Origin of the sequence: Microbacterium sp. Cr-K32 (assembly GCF_000708345.1) — a bacterium.
Taxonomy (GTDB): domain Bacteria; phylum Actinomycetota; class Actinomycetes; order Actinomycetales; family Microbacteriaceae; genus Microbacterium; species Microbacterium maritypicum_A.
On record NZ_JARD01000022.1, the window covers coordinates 170,880 to 190,487 of the forward strand.

Below are 19,608 nucleotides of genomic sequence, written 5' to 3' on the forward strand. Positions count from 1 at the left end.
CGAACCCATGCTTCAGAAAACCCGTGCGCTTCGGCGCGCCTCCGCGGCGGCGTCCGCCCGTTCCGCCGCCCACCGCCCCATGACCCTCCTCGGCCTCGCCTCCGCCACCCTGGTCGGCATCACCCTCAGCGTCGGCCTCGCGTCCGCGCCGGCGGTCGGAGCCATCAACCCCGCGGTGGCCGTCACCGCCCCCGCGCTGGCCGGTGCAGAACCCCTCGCGCAGATCACCGAGGATGCGGCCGCCACGCTGGCGAAGGCGAAGGATGCCGCGACGGCGGCATCCACGCTGGGATCCGAGGTCGTCGCGTCCGGGCTCGACGTCGGCGCGGTGACGTCCGTCGACACCACCGACCTGCAGAAGGACATCGACAAACTCGACGACATCGACGTGACGCCGGTGCTCCTGGTGGGGGTCCTCGCCGACGAGGTCGAAGAGGAGACGGCGAACGTCGTCTCCGATACCGACGAGCTTCGGAGCGCGCTCACCGCTGCGCAGCAGAAGGAGGCCGAGGAGGAGGCGGCCAGGGTCGCGGCGGAGCAGGCCGCTGCGCAGGCCGCGGCGGAACAGCAGGCCGCAGCTGCTCTGGCCGCAGCCAACACTCCGGAAGGCGCCAAGGCAGCCGCGCAGCAGATCATGTCGAGCACCTACGGATGGGGCGGCGATCAGTTCTCCTGCCTGAACTCGCTGTGGAACAAGGAGTCCCGTTGGAACTACCAGGCGTACAACCCGAGCGGCGCCACCGGCATCCCGCAGGCCCTTCCCGGCAGCAAGATGTCGTCCGCGGGCTCCGACTGGCAGACGAACGCCGCCACCCAGGTCGCCTGGGGTCTCGGATACATCTCGTCGGTGTACGGAACGCCGTGCAGTGCGTGGTCGCATTCCCAGGCCATGAACTGGTACTGATCCCGGGTCATCCCGCCGAGGATTCTCTAGCCGAAGGCGGCCGTCGAGCGCTACGGTGACTCTGACGGCTGGGGGCGTCACGGATCCGAGGAGGAGAAGTGCTCGACCCGACGGCGTGGCGCGGCGTTCCGCAGGAGGTCTCCACCGGCACCCTGCCGGGATGGGATCGCGTCGAGGAGCTCGTACGCGAGGCGCACTCCCGCTACGCGGGCGAGCACTCGGGCGGCGTCGCCGACTACATCCCCGTGCTCGCGGAGGTGGATCCGGAACTGTTCGGGCTGGTGGTGATCGAAGTCGGCGGCGGGCTGCACGACGCCGGCGATGCCCTGCACCCGTTCTCCATCCAGTCGATCTCGAAGATGTTCGTCTACGCACTGGCGATCCAGGAGCACGGCCACGAACGTGTGCGCGACATCGTCGGCGTGAACAACACCGGACTCGCGTTCAACTCCGTGATGGCGGTCGAGCTCAACGATGGGCACCCGATGAACCCGATGGTCAATGCGGGTGCCATCGCGACGACCGCGCTCATGCCGGGCGGCACCGCCGTCGAGCAGTGGGAGCGCGTGCGGGAAGGACTCTCGGCCTTCGCCGGGCGGCCGCTGAGCCTCGACGGCGTCGTCTATGCCTCGGAGGCGGAGACGAACGACCGCAATCGTGCGCTGGGGCGTCTGCTGCGCAGCTACGGTCGGCTCGAGGGGGATCCCGATGAGGTGGTCGACGTCTACACGCGTCAGTGTGCTCTGGCCGTGACGGCTCACGATCTGGCGGTGATGGGGGCGACGCTCGCCGACGGGGGAGTCAACCCCGTCAGCGGTGAGCGGGTCGTCTCGGAAGAGGTGTGCCGAGACACCCTGGCCGTGGTCGCGTCGACCGGGCTGTACGAACGCTCCGGCGACTGGCTGTTCGAGATCGGGCTTCCGGCGAAGTCCGGCGTCTCCGGAGGCGTCGTCGCGGTCGCCCCCGGGAAGGGGGCGGTGGCCGGCTTCTCGCCACGGCTCGACGAGGCCGGAAACTCGATCCGATCGCAGATGGCGATCGGCTATCTGTCGCGCGTCCTGGGGCTGAACCTGTTCGCCTCCGCCCCGGCGCGCAGAGATCGACCCGCACTCTCGACCGCACCGCAGGAGCACTCATGATCCAGACGGTGCAGAGCCCGACCAAGACCTCGTGGCTGCCGATGGTCAGCCTGTTCCTCGCTCAGGTGCTGATGTCGTTCAACGTGGCGGCGCTGCCGATCTCGCTCGGCGGCATGGTGAGCGAATTCGGTGTTCCGCCCACGGTCGCGAGCACCACCATCGTCATGTACGGCCTCGCGGTGGCCGCCCTCGTGATGACCGGAGCGAAACTCGGCCAGCGGATCGGCTGGGTCGTCATCTTCCGGATCGTGATCGCGCTGTTCGCAGGCTCCTCGGTCATGATGATCCTCGCTCCCACCGTGTGGTGGGCGATCGCCGGCCAGGCGGTCGCGGGAGCAGCCGCGGCGATCATCGTGCCGTCGATCGTCGCACTCATCGCCGAGAACTACCGCGGACCGCAGCAGGCGACCGCCATCGGCGCGATCGGTTCGGCCCGCGCGATCTCGGGGGTGAGTGCCTTCCTCATCGGCGGCACCCTGGGAACGCTGGTCGGCTGGCGCCCGATGTTCTTCATCGTTCTGGGGATCGCCGTGGTGGTCTTCGCGCTGAGCTTCACCCTGCGCGGTGATCGCGGTGACGCCTCGATCCGCATCGACCTCGTGGCGTCGCTGCTGATCGGAGCGGCGATCGTGCTGCTGACGCTGGGTTTCAACAACCTGAACTCCTGGGGTGCCGTGGCGGCGACGACCGACGCTCCCTTCAACATCCTCGGCCTCTCGCCCGCTCCCGTGTTCATCGTCGTCGGCCTCGTGCTCGGCCAGGCGTTCTTCCTGTGGACGAGGAAGCGGATGGCGGAGGGGAAGGTGCCCCTGATCGACCTGAGCGTCCTCGGCTCTTCGCGGGAGCGGGCCGCCGTGTACGCCATGTTCATCGTGGTCGCGCTGGAGGCGTGCGTGAACTTCACGATCCCGCTCTACATCCAGATCGTGCAGGGCCGTACGCCGTTCGACACCTCCATGGCGATGATGCCGTTCAACCTCACCGTCTTCGTGACGGCCACCCTGGTGGTGCGACTGTACCGGCGCTTCCCTCCACGCACGATCGGTGTCGTGGGGTTCATCCTCACCACGGTCGCCCTGGTGTGGTTGTCGTTCGTCGTGAACAACAACTGGGAGACGATCCCGACCATCGTCGGGCTCATCGTGTTCGGCATCGGTCAGGGCGCGCTCGTCACGCTGGTGTTCAACGTGCTCGTGACCGCGGCCCCCGCCGAGCTCGCCGGTGACGTCGGGTCGCTGCGCGGCACCACCCAGAACCTCGCATCGGCGGTCGGCACCGCGCTGGCGGGCGCACTTCTGGTGTCGCTCCTCGGACTCAGTGTCGGTCGTGCCGTGGTCGAGCACCCCGAGCTGCCCCCGTCGCTCGTCGCCCAGGTCGACATGGACAATCTCAACTTCATCAGCAACGACGACCTGCGCGTCGCGCTCGAAGCGACCGACGCGACGCCCGCGCAGATCGACGCGGCGGTCGTGGTGAACGAGGAATCGCGTCTCGGCACGCTCAAGCTCGGCCTGCTGCTGCTGGCGGGGGTCAGCGCGCTGGCGATCCTCCCGGCCTCGCGGCTGCCGCAATACCGGCCGCACGAGATCCCCGACCCGTCTCCGGCCGCCGGTCCGGAATGACGGTCAGCGGAGCTCGGATATGAGCACGGCGCTGGTTCCCGATGCGGTCGCCTCGAAGATGTGCGGGGCATCGCCGGGGTACGTGAGATAGTCGCCGGGGTTCAGCAGCACCGGTTCACCCGCCGGGCCGATCCGCGCCTGCCCGGCCATCAGGATCACGTGCTCGATCGTCCCGGGGTGATGAGGATCGGAACGGCGGGCATCGCCGGGCTCGGCCTGGATCAGGTAGACGTCACGGCGGGCTCCCGGCGGGCTCGCCGACAGCAGTGTCGCACTGTACGCCGCGGCTGAGGAGGGGACGCCGGCGAGATCGTCGGCGCGGATGAGCGTCGGTGCGTTCGCCTGCTGATCGACCAGCACGGCGAAGGGCACGCCCAGCGCGACGCCGAGAGCCCACAGCGTCTCGACGCTGGGGTTCCCGGCGCCGCTCTCGAGCTGGGAGACGGTCGCCTTGGAGATGCCGGCGCGTCGAGCGAGCTCGGAGACCGACAGGCCTGCGGTCTCTCGCTCCCGGCGCAGGGTGCGGGCGATACGTGTGCGGAGTTCCTCCATGTGTTCATCATGTCAAACGTTCGTTCGCTTGACTATCCGATCTCGACTGTTCAGAATTATGATCATGTGTTCAGTGGAGCGAACGACAATGCGCGGGATGCCTGATGACCGCGGAGCGTGAGGTCTGGCGCGAAGCGCTCGGGGTCGTCATCGCGACCAGTGCGTACGGTGTCTCGTTCGGTGCGCTCGCCGTGGCATCGGGCCTCGACGTCTGGCAGACCTGTGTGCTGAGTCTGCTGATGTTCACGGGCGGATCGCAGTTCGCCTTCGTGGGCGTCTTCACGGCCGGGGGGCTTGCGGCCCTGCCATCGGCGGTCGCTTCGGCGGCACTCCTCGGCGTCCGCAACGTCGCCTACGGCATGCGGATGTCACCGATCGTCGGGGGAGGTCCCGTCCGTAAGGCGGCGGCCGCCCATTTCACGATCGACGAGTCGACGGCGGTGGCGATATCGCAGGGCGACCCACGGCTGCGACAGGTCGGCTTCTGGGTGACCGGGATCGGCATCTTCGTCGGCTGGAACATCACCACCCTCATCGGAGCGCTGGTGGGGGATGTGCTCGGAGATCCTCGGACATGGGGGCTGGATGCGGCGGCAGCCGCCGCCTTTCTGGCCCTGCTCTGGCCTCGTCTCCAGCAGCGCCAGGCCATCGCGGTCGGCATCGCCGCGGCGGTCGTCGCCGCGGCCCTCACTCCGTTCCTGATGCCCGGCCTGCCCGTGCTCGTCGCCGCGGTCGTCGCTATCGCGGTCGGCTGGTTCAACTGGATGGGGCGTCCGACCGCGCCGGGCCGCCCATCGTCGGGTGCGGGGTCGGAGGTGAGCTCATGAGCCTGTGGAGCGCGATCCTCCTCGCAGCGTTGATCTGTCTGGCGCTGAAGGCCGCCGGCTACCTCGTTCCTCCCCGGGTGCTCGAGGCGCCACGCACGGCCCGCATCTCGGATCTTCTGACGGTCGCACTGCTGGCCGCCCTCGTGGCTGTCCAGACCCTCGGCGATGGGCAGGCGATCATCGTGGATGCACGTGTGCCCGCACTGCTGGTCGCCGGTGGGCTCCTGTGGTTGCGGCAGTCGTTCCTCGTGGTCGTCGTGGCGGCCGCGCTGGTCGCCGCCCTGCTGCGCCTGTTCGGCCTCGCCGGCTGATGCTGCGCCCCTCCGCCTGTTCGTCGGGGCCTCGTCGGTAAGATCGACAGGTGCGCGTGAGCTGGATGTCGAGAGTGTTGTCATGGATCGCTGCCGCCCTGGTGGGCGGTGTCTACGGCATCGCCGGCACCATCAGCCACAGTGTGATGTGGGGCCCGATCCCGATCGGCATGATCGTGGCCGCCATCGCCTGCGCGGCCATCCTCGTCGCCGTCCGCGCTCTGACCCACGACAGGGGCGCGGCCGTGGCCGCCGGTCTCGGGATGATCGGCATGCTGGTGCTGATCTCCGGCGAAGGGCCCGGAGGGTCCGTCGTGGTCCCGGCCTCGTTCGCCGGACAGATCTGGACCTATCTGGTCGCCGGAATCGTGCTGCTGGTCGTCGCGTGGCCGTCCGTTCGGCGTCTTCCCGTTCGTACCGAGGGGCCAGCCGCGCAGGAACCCGAGCCCCGCGAGTCGTAGACTGAGGGGGTGACGTATGTGATCGCCCTCCCGTGCGTCGATGTCAAGGATCGCGCCTGCATCGACGAGTGCCCCGTTGACTGCATCTACGAGGGCGAACGCTCGCTCTACATCCACCCTGACGAGTGCGTCGACTGCGGTGCGTGCGAGCCGGTGTGCCCGGTCGAAGCCATCTACTACGAAGACGACCTTCCCGACGAGTGGCAGGACTACTACAAGGCCAACGTCGAGTTCTTCGACGAGGTCGGGTCGCCGGGAGGCGCAGCCAAGGTCGGCGTGTACGCGTTCGACCACCCGATCATCGCCGCTCTCCCGCCGCAGGGCGAGTAGGCGCATTCCGTGAGCGTCCGCGACCTCGCCGACTACCCGTGGGATGCCGTCATCCCGTTCCGTGAGCGTGCCGCGCGGCATCCGGACGGTCTGATCGACCTCTCGGTCGGTTCTCCCGTCGACCCGACTCCCGAGATCATCCGGCGCGCACTGGCGGAAGCCACGGACGCCCATGCCTACCCGCAGACGGTCGGAACGCCGAGCCTGCGCGAAGCCATCGTCGAGTGGTACGCGCGACGCCGGGGGGTGCCCGACCTCCGTGTCGACAACGTTCTTCCCACGATCGGCTCGAAGGAGCTCGTCGCACTGCTGCCGACCCTGCTCGGTCTCGGCGACGGCGACATCGTCGTCCACCCCCGCGTGGCCTACCCGACCTATGAGGTGGGCGCCCGCGTCGTGGGGGCGACGCCGCTGCCCGCGGATGATCCGGAGGAGTGGCCGGAGGGTACGAAGCTCATCTGGATCAACACCCCGGGCAATCCGGACGGGCGCACCTGGACCGTGAGCGAACTCGCCGCCGCCGTCCGTCGTGCCCGTGAACTCGGTGCCGTGCTCGCGAGCGATGAATGCTACGCGGAACTCGGCTGGGACGGCGAGTGGGCGACCGAGCCGATCCCCTCCATCCTCGACCCGCGGGTGACGGACGGGAGTCGAGCGAACCTGCTCAGCGTGTACTCCTTGAGCAAGCAATCGAACCTCGCCGGGTACCGCGCAGCCTTCGTGGCCGGATGCGCACGCATCGTCGGCGAGCTTCTCACAGCGCGCAAGCACCTCGGTCTCATGCCGCCGGCGCCGGTGCAGCACGCGATGGCGGTCGCCCTCGGCGACGACGAGCACGTGGCGGAGCAGAAGGAGCTCTACCGCGTCAGGCGCGACGCCCTGCGTCCTGCTCTGGAGGCGGCGGGCTTCCGCATCGACGGCTCCGAAGCAGGACTCTATCTCTGGGTGACGGAGGGGCGCGATGCCTGGGAGTCGATGGAGCGACTCGCCGCTCTCGGCATCCTCGCCGGTCCCGGGCCCTTCTACGGTGCCGACTCCGGGGAGCACGTCCGGCTGGCGCTCACGGCGCCGACCGCGCACGTCAGAGAGGCGGCGCGCCGACTCTCTGACGGCGATATATAGGTTCTCTCCCTGAAATGGGCTTCCCTTTGGCGGATGTCACAGTAGGCCTGCGCGACTACTAGGCTGTAAAGGCGATTCGGTCGTGACCCGACCTGGCGCTTCAGCGCCGTGAGATCGCCAGTTCAGGCTTGATCAAGATCTTGTCCGACAGCACCGCGACGAGCGGGCTCGGACACTACGAGGAGGTCCGCGTGAGTGCAGCGGCAGACCAGACGGCGAAGCTGACGATCGGCGACACGACCGCCGAATTCCCGGTGCTGCGCGGCACGGCGGGGCACGACAGCATCGATTTCTCCACGCTGACGCGGCAGACGGGGTACACGGGCCTGGACTACGGGTTCGTGAACACGGCCTCCACGAAGTCCGAGATCACGTTCATCGACGGCGACAAGGGCATCCTGCGGTATCGCGGGTATCCGATCGAGCAGCTCGCGGGCTCCACCAGCTACCTCGAGGTGGCCTGGCTGCTCATCTACGGCGAGCTGCCGTCCGCCTCCGAACTCGCGGAGTTCGACGAGAAGATCCGTCGCCACACTCTGCTGCACGAAGACCTCAAGCGCTTCTTCTCGGCGCTGCCGCACACGGCGCACCCGATGTCCGTGCTGTCTTCGGCGGTCGCCGCGCTGTCGACGTACTACGAAGGTCAGACCGACCCGCACAACCCGGAGCACGTCGAGCTGAACATGGTGCGCATGCTCGCCAAGCTCCCCGTGATCGCGGCGTACGCGCACAAGAAGAGCGTGGGCCAGGCCTTCCTCTACCCGGACAACTCGCTGAGCTTCGTCGACAACTTCCTGAAGCTGAACTTCGGCGTGCACAGCGAGGAGTACGAGGTCAACCCGGTGATGTCGAAGGCTCTCGAGCTGCTCCTCATCCTGCACGAAGACCACGAGCAGAATGCCTCGACGTCGACCGTCCGCCTGGTCGGATCCACCGGTGCGAACCAGTTCGCCTCGGTCTCCGCCGGCATCCAGGCGCTCTCCGGCCCGCTGCACGGCGGCGCGAACGAGGCCGTGCTGACGATGCTCGGTCAGATCCGCGACTCCGGCCAGAGTGTCTCGCGCTTCGTCGAGCGGGTGAAGAACAAGGAAGAGGGCGTGAAGCTGATGGGCTTCGGGCATCGGGTCTACAAGAACTACGACCCGCGCGCCAAGCTCGTCAAGGACGCGGCCGACGAGGTGCTCTCCTCGCTGGGCGTCACCGACCCGCTCCTCGACCTCGCGAAGGAGCTCGAGGAGCTCGCGCTGGCCGACGACTACTTCCGCGAGCGTCGCCTGTACCCGAACGTCGATTTCTACACCGGCGTGATCTACAAGGCGATGGGCTTCCCGACTCGGATGTTCACCGTGCTTTTCGCGATCGGACGCCTGCCCGGTTGGCTCGCGCAGTGGCGTGAGCTGCAGCTCGACCCCCAGACCAAGATCGGCCGCCCCCAGCAGCTGTACACGGGGTCGCCCGAGCGGTCCTTCCCGACGCGCTGAGCTCCGGACCATAAAGCGCCCCCTCCGTCGAGACGGAGGGGGCGCTTTTCTGCGTGAGTGCTGCCGGCCGGGGTCAGCGGCCCTGCGAACTACGGCCGCCCTGGCGGGACTGGTTGCTCTGCGTGGAGTACCCGCCGCCCTGACCATTGCCGGATGCGCCGGAGCGGGGGCGACGACGGCGACGCGACGGCGGGTTCGCCGCACCGTTCCTCTCGCCACCCGCGGGGCGCTGCTTCGACGACTGGCGCTGCTGCTGCGGAGCCTGGACGGGCGCCGGACGCACGTGAGGTGCGCGCTCGGGAACCAGCGCGGTGACGGCAGCGGCCGTGACATCCTCCAGCGGGGCCGAGATGGCTGCCTTGCGCAGCAGATCCTTGACATCACGACGCTGCTCGGGGAGCACGACCGTCACCACGGTGCCGGCAGCCCCGGCGCGGGCGGTGCGGCCGGAACGGTGCAGGTACGCCTTGTGCTCGACGGGCGGGTCGACGTGGACGACGAGATCGACGTTGTCGACGTGCACGCCACGGGCGGCGACATCGGTCGCGACGAGCACGCGCACACCGCCGTCTTCCGGGGCCGCGGAGAAGGCGCCGAGGTTGCGCTCGCGCGCGTTCTGCGAGAGGTTGCCGTGCAGGTCGACCGCGGGGATCCCCGCGGCGGTGAGCTGCTTCGCGAGCTTCTTCGCCTGGTGCTTGGTGCGGGTGAAGAGGATGCGACGACCGGTGCCCGAGGCGAGCTCACGCACGAGGGCCGTCTTGTTGTCGGTGGAGTCGACGACCAGCACGCGGTGCGTCATCTCGCCGACGGGCACGCTCTCCTCGTCGACCTCATGGCTGACGGCGTTCGAGAGGAAGCGGCGGGCGAGGGTGTCGATGCCGCGGTCCAGCGTGGCGCTGAACAGCAGGCGCTGCCCACCGGCCGGCGTGGCCGTGAGGATGCGGGTGACGCCGGGGAGGAAGCCGAGGTCGGCCATGTGGTCGGCCTCGTCGAGCACGGTGACCTCGATCGCACTCAGGCGCACGACCTGCTGCTTCATGAGGTCTTCGAGTCGACCGGGGCAGGCCACGACGATGTCGACGCCGCCGCGAAGCGCCTGCTCCTGCGGGCGCTGGCTGACCCCGCCGAAGACGGTCGTGACGCGCAGGCCTGCGGCCTCCGCGAGAGGCGCGATGGTCGCGGCGATCTGGGTCGCGAGTTCACGGGTGGGCGCGAGGACGAGTCCGCGCGGAAGGCCGGCGCGACGCTGACCGCCCGAGGCGGCGAGGCGTGCGACGAGCGGCAGGGCGAAGGCGATGGTCTTGCCGCTGCCCGTGCGTCCGCGGCCCAGGAGGTCGCGTCCGGCGAGGGAATCGGGAAGGGTGTCGCGCTGGATGGCGAATGCCTCGGTCTTGCCGGAATCGGCGAGAACGGCGGCGAGCTCGGCAGGAACGCCGAGTTCAAGGAATGTAGACATGCAGAAACTCCGTCAGCGCACGAGTGAACGGCGCGAGATAGGGGGTGAGGTGGGCGACGGCGCAGGAATTGCGCATCGGTTCGCCGTTCGAAAGGCCAGCTCATGCTGGTGGTGGGAGCAGTTCCGCTCGCTTCGGTCCTCGGAGACCCCGTGACGACGACGATGTTGCGGGACCGGCGGTACGCGCAACGATGTCAGTCTACCAGTGCACGCATGCCGTCGGCTGCATGTCGCCTCCCGCGCGGGTCGTCGGCTCTGCGGAGACGGGCCGGAAGGCTGCTCTCAGGCGTGCAGAGCCTCGTTCAGGGTCACTCCGACACCGGCGCGACGGACGGCTTCCACCGCGCCGCTGAGCGAGTTGCGGCGGAAGAGCAGGCCGTCCTGACCGGAGAGCTCCGCACCCTTGACGGTCTTGCGCCCGCCGTCGGCGGTCACGGGTCCGTCGACGAGGACGATCTTGGTGCCTGCGGTGACGTAGAGCCCCGCTTCGACGACACAGTCGTCACCGAGCGAGATGCCGATGCCCGCATTCGCGCCGAGCAGGGTGCGGGCACCGATCGACACCCGATGCGTTCCGCCACCCGAGAGGGTGCCCATGATGGAGGACCCTCCGCCGATGTCGCTGCCGTCTCCGACGACCACACCCTGTGAGATGCGGCCCTCGACCATCGATGCGCCGAGTGTGCCGGCATTGAAGTTGACGAATCCCTCGTGCATGACGGTCGTGCCGGGGGAGAGGTACGCCCCCAGGCGCACGCGGGAGGCGTCGGCGATGCGGACGCCCGCCGGCTGCACATAGTCGGTCAGGCGGGGGAACTTGTCGAGCCCCTGTACCTGGATGCCCGCGCGTTGGAGCTGCGGGCGCAGGCGGGCGGCGTCAACGGGGAGGACGGGCCCGGCGTTGGTCCAGGCGACATTCGGAAGGTGTCCGAAGATGCCGTCGAGGTTCAGCTCGTTCGGGCGCACGACGAGATGCGACAGGGCATGCAGGCGCAGATAGGCGTCGGCGGTGGAGGCCGGTGCCGTGTCGAGGTCGATCTGCAGCTGCACCACCTCGATCGTGACGTCGCGTCGTTCGTCGCTCCCCGCGAGGGGTTCGAGCGCAGCGACAGCCACCTCGTCGGTCGTGACCGCACCGGTGTGCACCTCGGGGTACCAGGCGTCGAGAACCGTGCCGTCCCCGGCGATGGTGGTCAGGCCGATACCCCATACGGTGCGTGCGTCGCTCATCCCTCCACGCTATCGCGCTCCCGGGGCGACGACCGCACTCATGACGGGGTAAGTAGGCTGGACCCATGGTGCTCGATCTGACCGCGTCCTCCGTCGACCTCACCCGTGCGATCTGCGACATCCCGAGCGTCTCCGGCGACGAGAAGACACTCGCCGATGCGATCGAGGCCGCAGTGTCCCCGCTCGACCATCTGGAGGTCTTCCGCCACGGGAACACGATCGTCGCTCGTACCGACCGCGGCCGGGCACAGCGCGTCGCCATCGCCGGTCACATCGACACCGTGCCGATCAATGCGAACCTGCCCACGCGCGACATCGAGATCGACGGAGTCCCCTATCTCTGGGGTCGCGGCACCGTCGACATGAAAGCGGGCACCGCCGTGCAGCTCAAGCTCGCGGCCGAGCTGACCGACCCCGCGATCGACATCACGTGGATGTGGTACGACAACGAGGAGATCGAGGCGTCGAAGAACGGTCTCGGTCTGCTCGCCGCCGTGCGTCCCGACCTGTTCGAGGCGGACTTCGCGATCCTCGGCGAGCCGTCCAACGGTGAGGTGGAAGGCGGTTGCAACGGAACGCTCCGTGCGATCGTGCGCACCACCGGCGTGCGTGCTCACAGCGCGCGTGCCTGGATCGGCGAGAACGCGATCCACCGCGCGGCGCCCGTCCTCACGCGTCTGGCGGAGTACCGCGCCAAGGAGGTGCTGGTCGAGGGGCTGCTGTACCGCGAGAGCTTGAGCGCCGTGCGCATCGCGGGCGGCGTCGCGGGGAACGTCATCCCCGACGCCTGCGAGGTGGAGGTCAACTACCGGTTCGCGCCGAGCAAGTCTGCGGCCGATGCCGAGGCTCACCTCCGCGGAGTCCTCGCCGGCTTCGACGTCGAGATCACGGATGCCGCCGAGGGGGCTCGTCCCGGCCTCGACGCCGAGATCGCGAAGCAGTTCGTGGCGGCGGTCGGCGCCGAGCCGCGCCCGAAGTACGGGTGGACCGACGTCGCGCGATTCTCCGCGCTCGGGATCCCGGCTGTGAACTACGGGCCCGGCGACCCGCACCTCGCCCACCACGATGAGGAGCGTGTACCCCTCGCGCAGATCGACGCCGTGGAGCGGGGCCTGCGCGCATGGCTCACCTCGCACTGAGCGCAACGCGCCGCTGGGCGAAGGCGCCGGTCGCCGTGCGCGTGGCCGTCGTCTACCTCGGAGCCCGGGTCGTCACGACGGTGTTCCTGGTCATCGCCGCCTCACTGTCGACCTCGTCCTCGCGGTTCGGCGCGGAGGCGGGGCTCATCGATTTCGTGCTCGGCTGGGACGCGCAATGGTATTGGTTGGTCGCCGAGAACGGCTACCCGACGGATCTTCCGCTCACCGACTCGGGTGACGTCGCCGAGAACGCCTGGGCATTCATGCCGGTGTTCGCATATGCGGCCAAGGGGATCGGCGTACTGCTCGGGTCCTGGGGTGCCGGTGCGCTCCTGCTCTCGCTCGTCGCCGGGTACCTGGCCTGTCTCGCGCTTCACCGCCTGCTTCGTGATCGCATCGGCAACTCCGCGGCGACGTGGGCCGTCGTGTTCTTCGCGGCGGGACCGATCGCGGCGATGTTCCAGGTGGGGTACGCCGAGACGCTGTTCCTGCTGCTGCTGTTCCTCGCCCTCGATGCGACGACGCGGCGCACCTATGCCTGGCTGTACATCCTCATCCCCGTGATGGCGTTCACACGACCCGGTGTCCTGGCCTTCGCCCTGTTCCTCGGGCTGCACGGACTGCTGCGGTGGATCCGACGTCGGCAGGATCCGCTCACCGGGCGCGAGATCGCACACATCCTCGCGCTCGGCGCGCTCGCGACTCTGTCCGGTTTCGCCTGGCAGGTGATCGCCGGCATCGCGACGGGGGATCCCGGTGCGTATCTCGCGACCGAGCTCGCGTGGCGCCAGCACTGGATCACCGGCGGAGTCGACGGTTTCATCCCGTTCGAAGGGTGGATCCAGGCATCGCAGTTCTGGTTCGCCCTCTGGGGGATGCCGCAGTGGTGGGGGCCGATCGTGCTGGTGCTGTCGGTCGTCGGCGCTGCTGCCGCACTCCTCTTCTCTCCGCAGGTGCGCGCTCTGGGCGCCGACATCCGTCTGTGGAGTGCGAGCTACCTGCTGTATCTGCTCGCGGTGTTCTTTCCGCAATCGAGCACGTTCCGCCTGCTTCTCCCCCTGAGCCCGCTCTGGGGAGCGGTCGCGGTGCCGCGATCACGGCTCTGGCGTGTCGGCGTGCTGGCCGCATGTCTCCTCGGGCAATGGTTCTGGATCTACCACGTGTATGCGCTCGGAAGCACGTTCTGGCAGGTGCCGTGAGGGTGAAGCTCGACCCAATTGTTGCTCCGTGACCTCCAGGTCCCGGTGACACCCGATAAACTCATCCCATACCACCGGAGGAAAGGGAGCCACGATGGCAGCGATGAAGCCGAGGACCGGAGACGGACCTATGGAAGCCGTGAAAGAAGGACGACTCATCATCGTGCGCGTTCCACTCGAAGGCGGCGGCCGCCTGGTCGTCTCCGTGAACGACGCCGAGGCCAAGGAGCTTCACGACGTGCTTGCCGCCGTCGTGGCACCGGCCTGATCGACCTGGGGTCCGCGTCGGCGGATCCGAAAGGGCGATGGATCCTCGGATCCATCGCCCTTTTCGCACGGTCTCGAGCCGCGCGGTCAGCCGCGTTCGGCGAGACTGATCAGCTGCAGCAGACCTTCGCCGGCGGGGGAGACCGTGGCGAGGACCGCCGAGGATTCCTGCGTCTCCTGCACGAGGGACCGGTAGGCGGAAGTGATCTCGTCGCGCTGGACCGGATCGGCGACGCGACCGCCGGCGAGCACGCGGGGCACGAGCACGAGTCCGCCGGTGCGCGCGAGACGCAGACCGTGTTCGACGTACTCGATGACATGCTCGGGGTCGGCGTCGACCAGCACGATGTCGTAGGAGTTCTCGTTCATGCGGGGGAGAACGTCGATCGCGCGGCCCGTGATGAAGCGGGCTCGGGTGGACGGCACCTTGGCATCGGAGAAGGCCTGTCGCGCCGCGGCGAGGTGCTCCGGTTCGTTGTCGATCGAGGTGAGGACCGCCTGGGGTGCGCCGCGCAGGAGCCAGAGACCGGAGACTCCGGCGCCGGTGCCGATCTCGACGATGGAGCGTGCCGAGGTCGCGGCCGCGAGCACGGCGATCTGCGAACCCACGGCGGCGCTGATCGGCATCGCTCCCAGTTCGACCGCATGCGCGCGTGCGCGGCTGATGGCGTCGGGTTCCACGATGGACTCGCGCAGGAAACGCGCGTTCGCGTCATGCTCGCTCATGGCCTGTTTCTCCCTGCCTGACTGTGATCCTCTCCAGAGTATTCGGTCGGCGAGTGCGGGGACCGCAGGCGCGGCGGTAGCCTGTAGAGATGACGTTCGGGCTCACCTTCGAGAAGCTGTTGCTGATCGGCCTCATCGCGGTTCTGATCATCGGCCCCGAACGTCTCCCGCGAGCCGCGGAGAGCTTCTCGCGCATGGTCCGCAAGGCCGGCGAGTATCTGCGCGCGACCAAGTCGAGGGTGCGCGAGGAGATGGGGCCGGAGATCGACGACGTCGACTGGCGCAAGCTCGACCCGCGCCAGTACGACCCGCGCCGGATCATCCGCGATGCGCTCATGGAAGAGCCCCAGCCGGCGACCCCGCTGCAGGCGGCCCAGACCATCGCGGAGCCGATCGCCGGAGCTGCGGCCGCGGCGACCACGGCTCCCACGACCCGAGCCGTTCCGCAGGAGTTCAGTGCGTCGAACCGCCCTCCCTTCGACGCCGAAGCCACCTGACGGGAACGCTCGCCGATCGAGCGCGCAGGGCTCTGCGCGCTCGGCGCCTAGGAGATCTTCGAGCGGAGGGTGGCGATGTCGTCGTCCGTGAGCAGGCCACGAGGGATCGCGGTCGCGGCCGAAGTGTCTCGCAGCTTCAACAGCACGGCGTCCTTGCCCACTCGCATCCTCTGGAAGGTGCGGTAGGCGATGTCGGAGCGACGACGGCCGCTGCCCATCTGCAGGCTGTCCTCTTCCAGCGATACCCACACGACGGTTCCGACGGGCATCGCGATCCGGACGGCGGTTCGCGCGCCCGATACGGACATCACGACGGCGAAACCCGCGAGCGCGACGATGATGACCGGCATCCATCCTGCTCCGAAAGGGCCCTGTTCCCCCGGACGGACGGGCGTGCCGAGGTTGAGGATGCTGAGCACGAGGGCTGCGGCGAGGGCGACCCACATGACGAGGGCGGCGGGTCGGGTCAGCGAGTAGATCGCTGCGTCCCGAGCCATTCGTCGCAGCAGACCCTCATCGACGGTCAGAGAGCGGGGAGGCATCGGTCCATCTTCCCACGCGTTCAGGTGAGCGACATCGGCAGCGATCGACCGGAGAGGCCCCTGCCCCGCCGCGCCAGGGTGCTCGCGAGGTCGCGGATGGTCGTCGCCGCGACATCGTCGCTCTCGGTGGAGACGATCGGCTCGCCCGCGTCTCCGCCCTCGCGCAGAGCGGGGCTCAGGGGGATGGAGGCCAACAGTGGCACAGGGACTCCCGGTTCGGAGAGAGCCTCCGATACGGCGGCGCCTCCGCCCGAGCCGAACATGTCGATGACCGTTCCATCGGGCAGTGTGTACGCCGCCATGTTCTCGATGACGCCGATCACGCGCTGACCCGTCTGACGCGCGACGAGACCGCTGCGGATCGCCACCTCGGCGGCAGCGGTCTGCGGGGTGGTCACGACGAGCACTTCCGCATGGGGGAGGAGCTGGCCGATCGAGATCGCGATGTCGCCCGTCCCCGGCGGCATGTCGATGAGGAGGACGTCGAGGTCGCCGAAGAAGACGTCGGTGAGGAACTGCGAGACCGTGCGGTGCAGCATCGGCCCACGCCACGCCACCACCGATTCGCCGTCGCGGAGGAACATCCCGATCGAGATCGTCTTCACGCCGTGCGCGACCGGGGGGAGCATCAGGTCGTCGATGCGCGTCGGCTGCGTGCCCGCAGGGATGCCGAGGAGCCCGGGGATCGAGAACCCGTGCACGTCGGCGTCGACGAGACCGACGGACAGACCCTGCGCGGCGAGTGCGACGGCAAGGTTCGCGGTGACGGTGGACTTGCCCACACCCCCCTTGCCGCTGGAGACGAGGATCACACGGGTGAGGGAATCGGGCCCGAACGGCATGTGGCGTGCGGGCCTCCCGGCGCGGAGTTTCTCGGTGAGAGCCTTGCGTTCTGCCGGCGTCATCACGCCGACCTCGACGTCCACCTCCGCGATGCCCGGAACGGACGCCGCGGCATCGCGGACGTCCGACTCGATCCGCGCCGCCGCTGGGCAGCCGACGATCGTGAGGACGATGCCGACGCGGGCTCGACCGCCGTCGACGGAGATGTCCCGGACCATGTCGAGATCCCCGATGGGTCGACGGAGCTCGGGATCCGTCACCGCGGCGACAGCCGCGCGGACACGCTCCGCCGCGGTCACGACGCGGCGCCGGATCGGGGCTTCTCCGGCACGTCTTCGAGCTCGGCGAGAAGGGCTTTGAGCTCCTGGCGCAGCACGTCGCGCGTGACGACCTGCGAATTGCGCTCTTCGAGCGACATGCGCAGAGCCACGATCTCGCGGGCCAGGTACTCGGTGTCGGCCAGGTTGCGCTCCGCACGCTGGCGGTCCTGCTCGATCTGAACCCGGTCGCGGTCGTCCTGACGATTCTGCGCGAGCAGGATGAGCGGTGCGGCGTATGAGGCCTGCAGGGAGAGCATCAGGGTCAGTGCCGTGAAGCCGAGGGCGGCGTCGTCGAAGCGCAGCTCGTCCGGCATCAGCGTGTTCCAGACGATCCAGACCACACAGAACAGGCTGAGGATCAGCAGGAACGCGGGGGTCCCCATCGCGCGAGCCACCCACTCCGTGAAGCGCCCGAAGCGGTCGCGAGACGTCGCCCGGGGCCGTGTCGTGGTGCGGCCCGGCGCATCGAGGCGCGGAGAGCGGGGCATCAGCGCGTCTCCTTCGTCGGGGCGGCGGGGGTGGATCCAGGGACGGTGCTCGCAGCGGGGGAGGTGTCCTCGCTGTCATGCGAACGCCAGTCGTCCGGAAGGAGGTAGTCGAGGACGTCGTCGATGCTGATCGCTCCGACGAGGCGATGCGCCGCATCGATCACGGGGAGCGAGACGAGGTCGTAGCTCGCCAGCAGCCGTGCCACCTCGGCGGCGGAAGCGGTCACGGGCACGGGCTCGAGGCTGTCGTCGAGGATCGCGCCGAGTCGCTCATGCGGCGGGTAGCGCAGCATCCGCTGGAAGTGCACGAGCCCGAGCAGGCGCCCGGTCGGAGTCTCGAACGGCGGGAGGGTGACGAACACCGCGGCGGCCAGCGCGGGGTGCAGTTCGTGGCGGCGGATCAGCGCGAGCGCCTCGGCGACTGTGGCGTCGGCCGAGAGGATGATCGGCTCAGGCGTCATCAGACCGCCGGCGGTGTCCGGGCCGTAGCGCAGCAGCATCCTGACGTCTTCGGCTTCTTCCGGCTCCATGAGCTCCAGGAGCTGCTCCAGGCGGTCAGGCGCCAGCTGGGCGAGCAGGTCGGCCGCGTCGTCCGGTTCCATCTGGTCGAGGATGTCGGCGGCGCGTTCGTCTCCCAGACGGTCGAGGATGTGCACCTGTTCGTCTTCGGGCATCTCCTCGAGGGCATCGGCGAGGCGGTCGTCCGACAGCTCTTCGGCCACCTCGATCATGCGCTGCTGCGGAAGGTCGAGAAGCGTGTTGGCGAGATCGGCGGCATGCAGCTCGGAGTACGAGGCGACGAGCTGCTCAGCCGACTGCGACTCGCCGGGAGCGCGTTGCTCGGCGACCTCGCTCCATGCCGCGAACGTCGTCGGACCCTTCGCGAACGGGGAGGCACTGGTCTTCGGTCGGCGGAGGAAGAGCTGGCTGATCGCCCATTCGCCGAGGCGGTTCGGTTCGATCGCGATGTCCTCGATGACCGCGGTACCGCTGCCATCGACGAAGCTCACGCGTCGTCCCAGCATTTCGGCGAGCACGCGCACCTCGCCGGCCCGCGGGGAGAACCGCCGCACGTTGATCAGGCCCGTGGTGATGACCTGGCCGGAACGGATCGAGGTGACGCGTCCGATCGAGAGGAACACGTGGCGTCGTCCCGGGATCTCCACGACCAGGCCGATGACGCGGGGCGCCGCGGTACTTCGATACACGACGACGACATCTCGGACCTTGCCGAGCCGGTCGCCGACGGGATCGAAGACGGCGCACCCGGCAAGGCGCGCGGCGAAAACCCGTTGTGTGCTCACTTCTCCAGCGTAGTCGGCGGCTCGCGTCTCCGGCGGGTCGGCCGTGCCTCGGGCCGTCCGACGGCACGCGTGGAAGAATAGCCGGATGAGCATGCTGAACCGGCCCGCGAGCGGCACAGACACCGGCGAGATCGTCGCGTCGATGCGCGACTACGAGAGCGCGCAGAAGACGGTCTCGAAGCTGATCGCGGGGGAGGTGCCGGCGCGCGACATCGCCATCGTCGGTCAGAGCGTGCGCACGGTCGAACGCGTGACCGGCAAGCTCGGCTACGCCGCCGCCGCGCGCTCCGGGGCGATCAACGGTGTGTTGATCGGGCTCTTCCTCGCCGCCATCCTCGTGCTCGGCAACCCGGAGGTGCCGATCCAGCTCTTCCTCGGCTTCGTCCTCATCGGTGTCGCGGTCGGGATGATCCTCAGCCTGGTCACCTACGCGATCGTCCGTCGCCGGCGCGACTTCGCCAGCGTCACGCAGTTCGCGGCCGATCACTACGAGGTCACCGTGCTGTCCTCGTCGCTGGGCAAGGCCCGGCAGGTCCTCGGCGCGAACAAAGTGGCGCCCGTGCGACCGCCGGTCAACCTCGACGAGCCGCCGCGCTACGGCGAGCGGATCACGCCCGGCGCGACCTCGCCTGAGCCCGCCCCGGCACCCGGGGATCCCGTGATCCCGCCGCGCCCGGCCGACCCCGTCGCACCGCCGGTCGCCGACCCGGTCGCCGACCCCGAACCCGAGACGACGCCCGAGCCCGGGTCCGCATCGGCGGGGACCGCCGCTCCGTCGACCGTGACCCCGGTCGAGCCGGACGCTGCTCCCGGCACTGACGGCATCCAGGGCGAACGGGCATGACGGC

22 protein-coding genes are annotated in these 19,608 nt (G+C 69.0%); 14 read left to right on the forward strand and 8 right to left on the reverse strand.

Annotated features, from left to right (window positions below; genetic code table 11):
• Window positions 1-7 precede the first annotated feature (7 nt).
• From GZ64_RS0111655 to GZ64_RS0111665, 3 genes are all read left to right on the forward strand, one after another.
• On the forward strand, window positions 8-904 hold the full coding sequence (locus GZ64_RS0111655; RefSeq protein ID WP_029266716.1) for a hypothetical protein: 897 nt from the start codon (window positions 8-10) through the stop codon (window positions 902-904).
• Window positions 905-1,002: 98 nt separating this feature from the next.
• Window positions 1,003-2,043, forward strand: a complete 1,041-nt coding sequence (glsA, locus tag GZ64_RS0111660) for a glutaminase A (protein ID WP_036331443.1) — start codon at window positions 1,003-1,005, stop codon at window positions 2,041-2,043.
• Window positions 2,040-3,665: an MFS transporter gene (locus tag GZ64_RS0111665; protein WP_029260343.1), complete on the forward strand. Its 1,626-nt coding sequence runs from the start codon at window positions 2,040-2,042 to the stop codon at window positions 3,663-3,665. The genes glsA and GZ64_RS0111665 overlap by 4 nt, the downstream gene beginning before the upstream one ends.
• 3 nt (window positions 3,666-3,668) lie before the next feature.
• Here GZ64_RS0111665 and GZ64_RS0111670 read toward each other — a convergent pair whose 3' ends face one another.
• Window positions 3,669-4,217, reverse strand: a complete 549-nt coding sequence (locus GZ64_RS0111670) for a helix-turn-helix domain-containing protein (RefSeq protein WP_029260342.1) — start codon at window positions 4,215-4,217, stop codon at window positions 3,669-3,671.
• A gap of 104 nt (window positions 4,218-4,321) precedes the next feature.
• Between GZ64_RS0111670 and GZ64_RS0111675 the strand changes: the two genes are divergently transcribed.
• The 6 genes from GZ64_RS0111675 (at window position 4,322) to GZ64_RS0111700 (ending at window position 8,749) form a co-directional block, all read left to right on the forward strand.
• Entirely contained in the window at window positions 4,322-5,044 is a 723-nt protein-coding gene (locus GZ64_RS0111675) for an AzlC family ABC transporter permease (RefSeq protein WP_021199607.1), read from the forward strand.
• Window positions 5,041-5,355, forward strand: a complete 315-nt coding sequence (locus GZ64_RS0111680; protein WP_021199608.1) for an AzlD domain-containing protein — start codon at window positions 5,041-5,043, stop codon at window positions 5,353-5,355. The genes GZ64_RS0111675 and GZ64_RS0111680 overlap by 4 nt, the downstream gene beginning before the upstream one ends.
• A 50-nt stretch (window positions 5,356-5,405) precedes the next feature.
• The gene (locus GZ64_RS0111685) at window positions 5,406-5,816 is read left to right on the forward strand and encodes a hypothetical protein (RefSeq protein WP_029260340.1); all 411 of its coding nucleotides are present in this window, start codon (window positions 5,406-5,408) and stop codon (window positions 5,814-5,816) included.
• Window positions 5,817-5,825: 9 nt separating this feature from the next.
• Window positions 5,826-6,146 (forward strand): ferredoxin, encoded by a 321-nt coding sequence (gene fdxA, locus GZ64_RS0111690; protein ID WP_029266722.1) that lies wholly within the window; start codon window positions 5,826-5,828, stop codon window positions 6,144-6,146.
• Between the two features lie 9 nt (window positions 6,147-6,155).
• A complete protein-coding gene (dapC, locus tag GZ64_RS0111695; RefSeq protein ID WP_021199611.1) occupies window positions 6,156-7,268 on the forward strand; it encodes a succinyldiaminopimelate transaminase in 1,113 nt (370 codons plus the stop codon).
• A gap of 191 nt (window positions 7,269-7,459) precedes the next feature.
• Window positions 7,460-8,749, forward strand: coding sequence for a citrate synthase (locus tag GZ64_RS0111700; RefSeq protein ID WP_046398932.1), 1,290 nt, complete (start codon window positions 7,460-7,462; stop codon window positions 8,747-8,749).
• A gap of 73 nt (window positions 8,750-8,822) precedes the next feature.
• On the opposite strand, the gene GZ64_RS0111705 is transcribed toward GZ64_RS0111700, so the two are convergent.
• Both GZ64_RS0111705 and dapD read right to left on the reverse strand, forming a co-directional pair.
• Window positions 8,823-10,205 (reverse strand): DEAD/DEAH box helicase, encoded by a 1,383-nt coding sequence (locus GZ64_RS0111705; protein WP_029266727.1) that lies wholly within the window; start codon window positions 10,203-10,205, stop codon window positions 8,823-8,825.
• A 282-nt stretch (window positions 10,206-10,487) separates the two neighbouring features.
• Window positions 10,488-11,435, reverse strand: coding sequence for a 2,3,4,5-tetrahydropyridine-2,6-dicarboxylate N-succinyltransferase (gene dapD, locus GZ64_RS0111710; RefSeq protein WP_029260336.1), 948 nt, complete (start codon window positions 11,433-11,435; stop codon window positions 10,488-10,490).
• A 65-nt stretch (window positions 11,436-11,500) separates the two neighbouring features.
• Here dapD and dapE point away from each other — a divergent pair, with 65 nt between their 5' ends.
• From dapE to GZ64_RS19730, 3 genes are all read left to right on the forward strand, one after another.
• Window positions 11,501-12,574 carry a succinyl-diaminopimelate desuccinylase gene (gene dapE / locus GZ64_RS0111715; RefSeq protein ID WP_029266729.1) on the forward strand — a complete coding sequence of 358 codons (1,074 nt, stop codon included), beginning with the start codon at window positions 11,501-11,503 and terminating at the stop codon, window positions 12,572-12,574.
• On the forward strand, window positions 12,556-13,773 hold the full coding sequence (locus GZ64_RS0111720) for a hypothetical protein (protein ID WP_029266730.1): 1,218 nt from the start codon (window positions 12,556-12,558) through the stop codon (window positions 13,771-13,773). The genes dapE and GZ64_RS0111720 overlap by 19 nt, the downstream gene beginning before the upstream one ends.
• Window positions 13,774-13,867: 94 nt before the next feature.
• Window positions 13,868-14,041 (forward strand): DUF3117 domain-containing protein, encoded by a 174-nt coding sequence (locus GZ64_RS19730; protein WP_017203323.1) that lies wholly within the window; start codon window positions 13,868-13,870, stop codon window positions 14,039-14,041.
• An 86-nt stretch (window positions 14,042-14,127) separates the two neighbouring features.
• Here the strand turns inward: GZ64_RS19730 and GZ64_RS0111730 are convergent, their stop codons facing one another.
• Window positions 14,128-14,766 (reverse strand): O-methyltransferase, encoded by a 639-nt coding sequence (locus GZ64_RS0111730; RefSeq protein WP_021199617.1) that lies wholly within the window; start codon window positions 14,764-14,766, stop codon window positions 14,128-14,130.
• A gap of 89 nt (window positions 14,767-14,855) precedes the next feature.
• Here GZ64_RS0111730 and GZ64_RS0111735 point away from each other — a divergent pair, with 89 nt between their 5' ends.
• Window positions 14,856-15,263: a twin-arginine translocase TatA/TatE family subunit gene (locus tag GZ64_RS0111735; protein ID WP_029266731.1), complete on the forward strand. Its 408-nt coding sequence runs from the start codon at window positions 14,856-14,858 to the stop codon at window positions 15,261-15,263.
• 47 nt (window positions 15,264-15,310) lie between these two features.
• On the opposite strand, the gene GZ64_RS0111740 is transcribed toward GZ64_RS0111735, so the two are convergent.
• From GZ64_RS0111740 to GZ64_RS0111755, 4 genes are read right to left on the reverse strand one after another with little or no spacing between them, the layout of a single operon-like run.
• The gene (locus GZ64_RS0111740; RefSeq protein ID WP_029266733.1) at window positions 15,311-15,805 is read right to left on the reverse strand and encodes a hypothetical protein; all 495 of its coding nucleotides are present in this window, start codon (window positions 15,803-15,805) and stop codon (window positions 15,311-15,313) included.
• Window positions 15,806-15,825: 20 nt separating this feature from the next.
• The gene (locus GZ64_RS0111745) at window positions 15,826-16,947 is read right to left on the reverse strand and encodes an Mrp/NBP35 family ATP-binding protein (RefSeq protein WP_029266735.1); all 1,122 of its coding nucleotides are present in this window, start codon (window positions 16,945-16,947) and stop codon (window positions 15,826-15,828) included.
• The gene (locus GZ64_RS0111750) at window positions 16,944-17,456 is read right to left on the reverse strand and encodes a DUF1003 domain-containing protein (protein WP_021199621.1); all 513 of its coding nucleotides are present in this window, start codon (window positions 17,454-17,456) and stop codon (window positions 16,944-16,946) included. The genes GZ64_RS0111745 and GZ64_RS0111750 overlap by 4 nt, the downstream gene beginning before the upstream one ends.
• Entirely contained in the window at window positions 17,456-18,760 is a 1,305-nt protein-coding gene (locus GZ64_RS0111755) for a magnesium transporter MgtE N-terminal domain-containing protein (protein ID WP_029266737.1), read from the reverse strand. The genes GZ64_RS0111750 and GZ64_RS0111755 overlap by 1 nt, the downstream gene beginning before the upstream one ends.
• Before the next feature lie 85 nt (window positions 18,761-18,845).
• Here GZ64_RS0111755 and GZ64_RS0111760 point away from each other — a divergent pair, with 85 nt between their 5' ends.
• Window positions 18,846-19,604, forward strand: a complete 759-nt coding sequence (locus GZ64_RS0111760; RefSeq protein WP_029260328.1) for a general stress protein — start codon at window positions 18,846-18,848, stop codon at window positions 19,602-19,604.
• Window positions 19,605-19,608 lie beyond the last annotated feature (4 nt).

What these genes read in the sequence shown, in the direction of transcription:
- GZ64_RS0111655 (WP_029266716.1), top strand. Translation starts at nt 8, where the DNA reads ATGCTTCAGAAAACCCGTGCGCTTCGGCGCGCCTCCGCGGCGGCGTCC.
- GZ64_RS0111665 (WP_029260343.1), top strand. Translation starts at nt 2,040, where the DNA reads ATGATCCAGACGGTGCAGAGCCCGACCAAGACCTCGTGGCTGCCGATG.
- GZ64_RS0111670 (WP_029260342.1), bottom strand. Translation starts at nt 4,217, where the DNA reads ATGGAGGAACTCCGCACACGTATCGCCCGCACCCTGCGCCGGGAGCGA.
- GZ64_RS0111675 (WP_021199607.1), top strand. Translation starts at nt 4,322, where the DNA reads ATGACCGCGGAGCGTGAGGTCTGGCGCGAAGCGCTCGGGGTCGTCATC.
- GZ64_RS0111680 (WP_021199608.1), top strand. Translation starts at nt 5,041, where the DNA reads ATGAGCCTGTGGAGCGCGATCCTCCTCGCAGCGTTGATCTGTCTGGCG.
- GZ64_RS0111705 (WP_029266727.1), bottom strand. Translation starts at nt 10,205, where the DNA reads ATGTCTACATTCCTTGAACTCGGCGTTCCTGCCGAGCTCGCCGCCGTT.
- dapD (WP_029260336.1), bottom strand. Translation starts at nt 11,435, where the DNA reads ATGAGCGACGCACGCACCGTATGGGGTATCGGCCTGACCACCATCGCC.
- dapE (WP_029266729.1), top strand. Translation starts at nt 11,501, where the DNA reads ATGGTGCTCGATCTGACCGCGTCCTCCGTCGACCTCACCCGTGCGATC.
- GZ64_RS0111720 (WP_029266730.1), top strand. Translation starts at nt 12,556, where the DNA reads ATGGCTCACCTCGCACTGAGCGCAACGCGCCGCTGGGCGAAGGCGCCG.
- GZ64_RS19730 (WP_017203323.1), top strand. Translation starts at nt 13,868, where the DNA reads ATGGCAGCGATGAAGCCGAGGACCGGAGACGGACCTATGGAAGCCGTG.
- GZ64_RS0111730 (WP_021199617.1), bottom strand. Translation starts at nt 14,766, where the DNA reads ATGAGCGAGCATGACGCGAACGCGCGTTTCCTGCGCGAGTCCATCGTG.
- GZ64_RS0111735 (WP_029266731.1), top strand. Translation starts at nt 14,856, where the DNA reads ATGACGTTCGGGCTCACCTTCGAGAAGCTGTTGCTGATCGGCCTCATC.
- GZ64_RS0111740 (WP_029266733.1), bottom strand. Translation starts at nt 15,805, where the DNA reads ATGCCTCCCCGCTCTCTGACCGTCGATGAGGGTCTGCTGCGACGAATG.
- GZ64_RS0111750 (WP_021199621.1), bottom strand. Translation starts at nt 17,456, where the DNA reads ATGCCCCGCTCTCCGCGCCTCGATGCGCCGGGCCGCACCACGACACGG.
- GZ64_RS0111760 (WP_029260328.1), top strand. Translation starts at nt 18,846, where the DNA reads ATGAGCATGCTGAACCGGCCCGCGAGCGGCACAGACACCGGCGAGATC.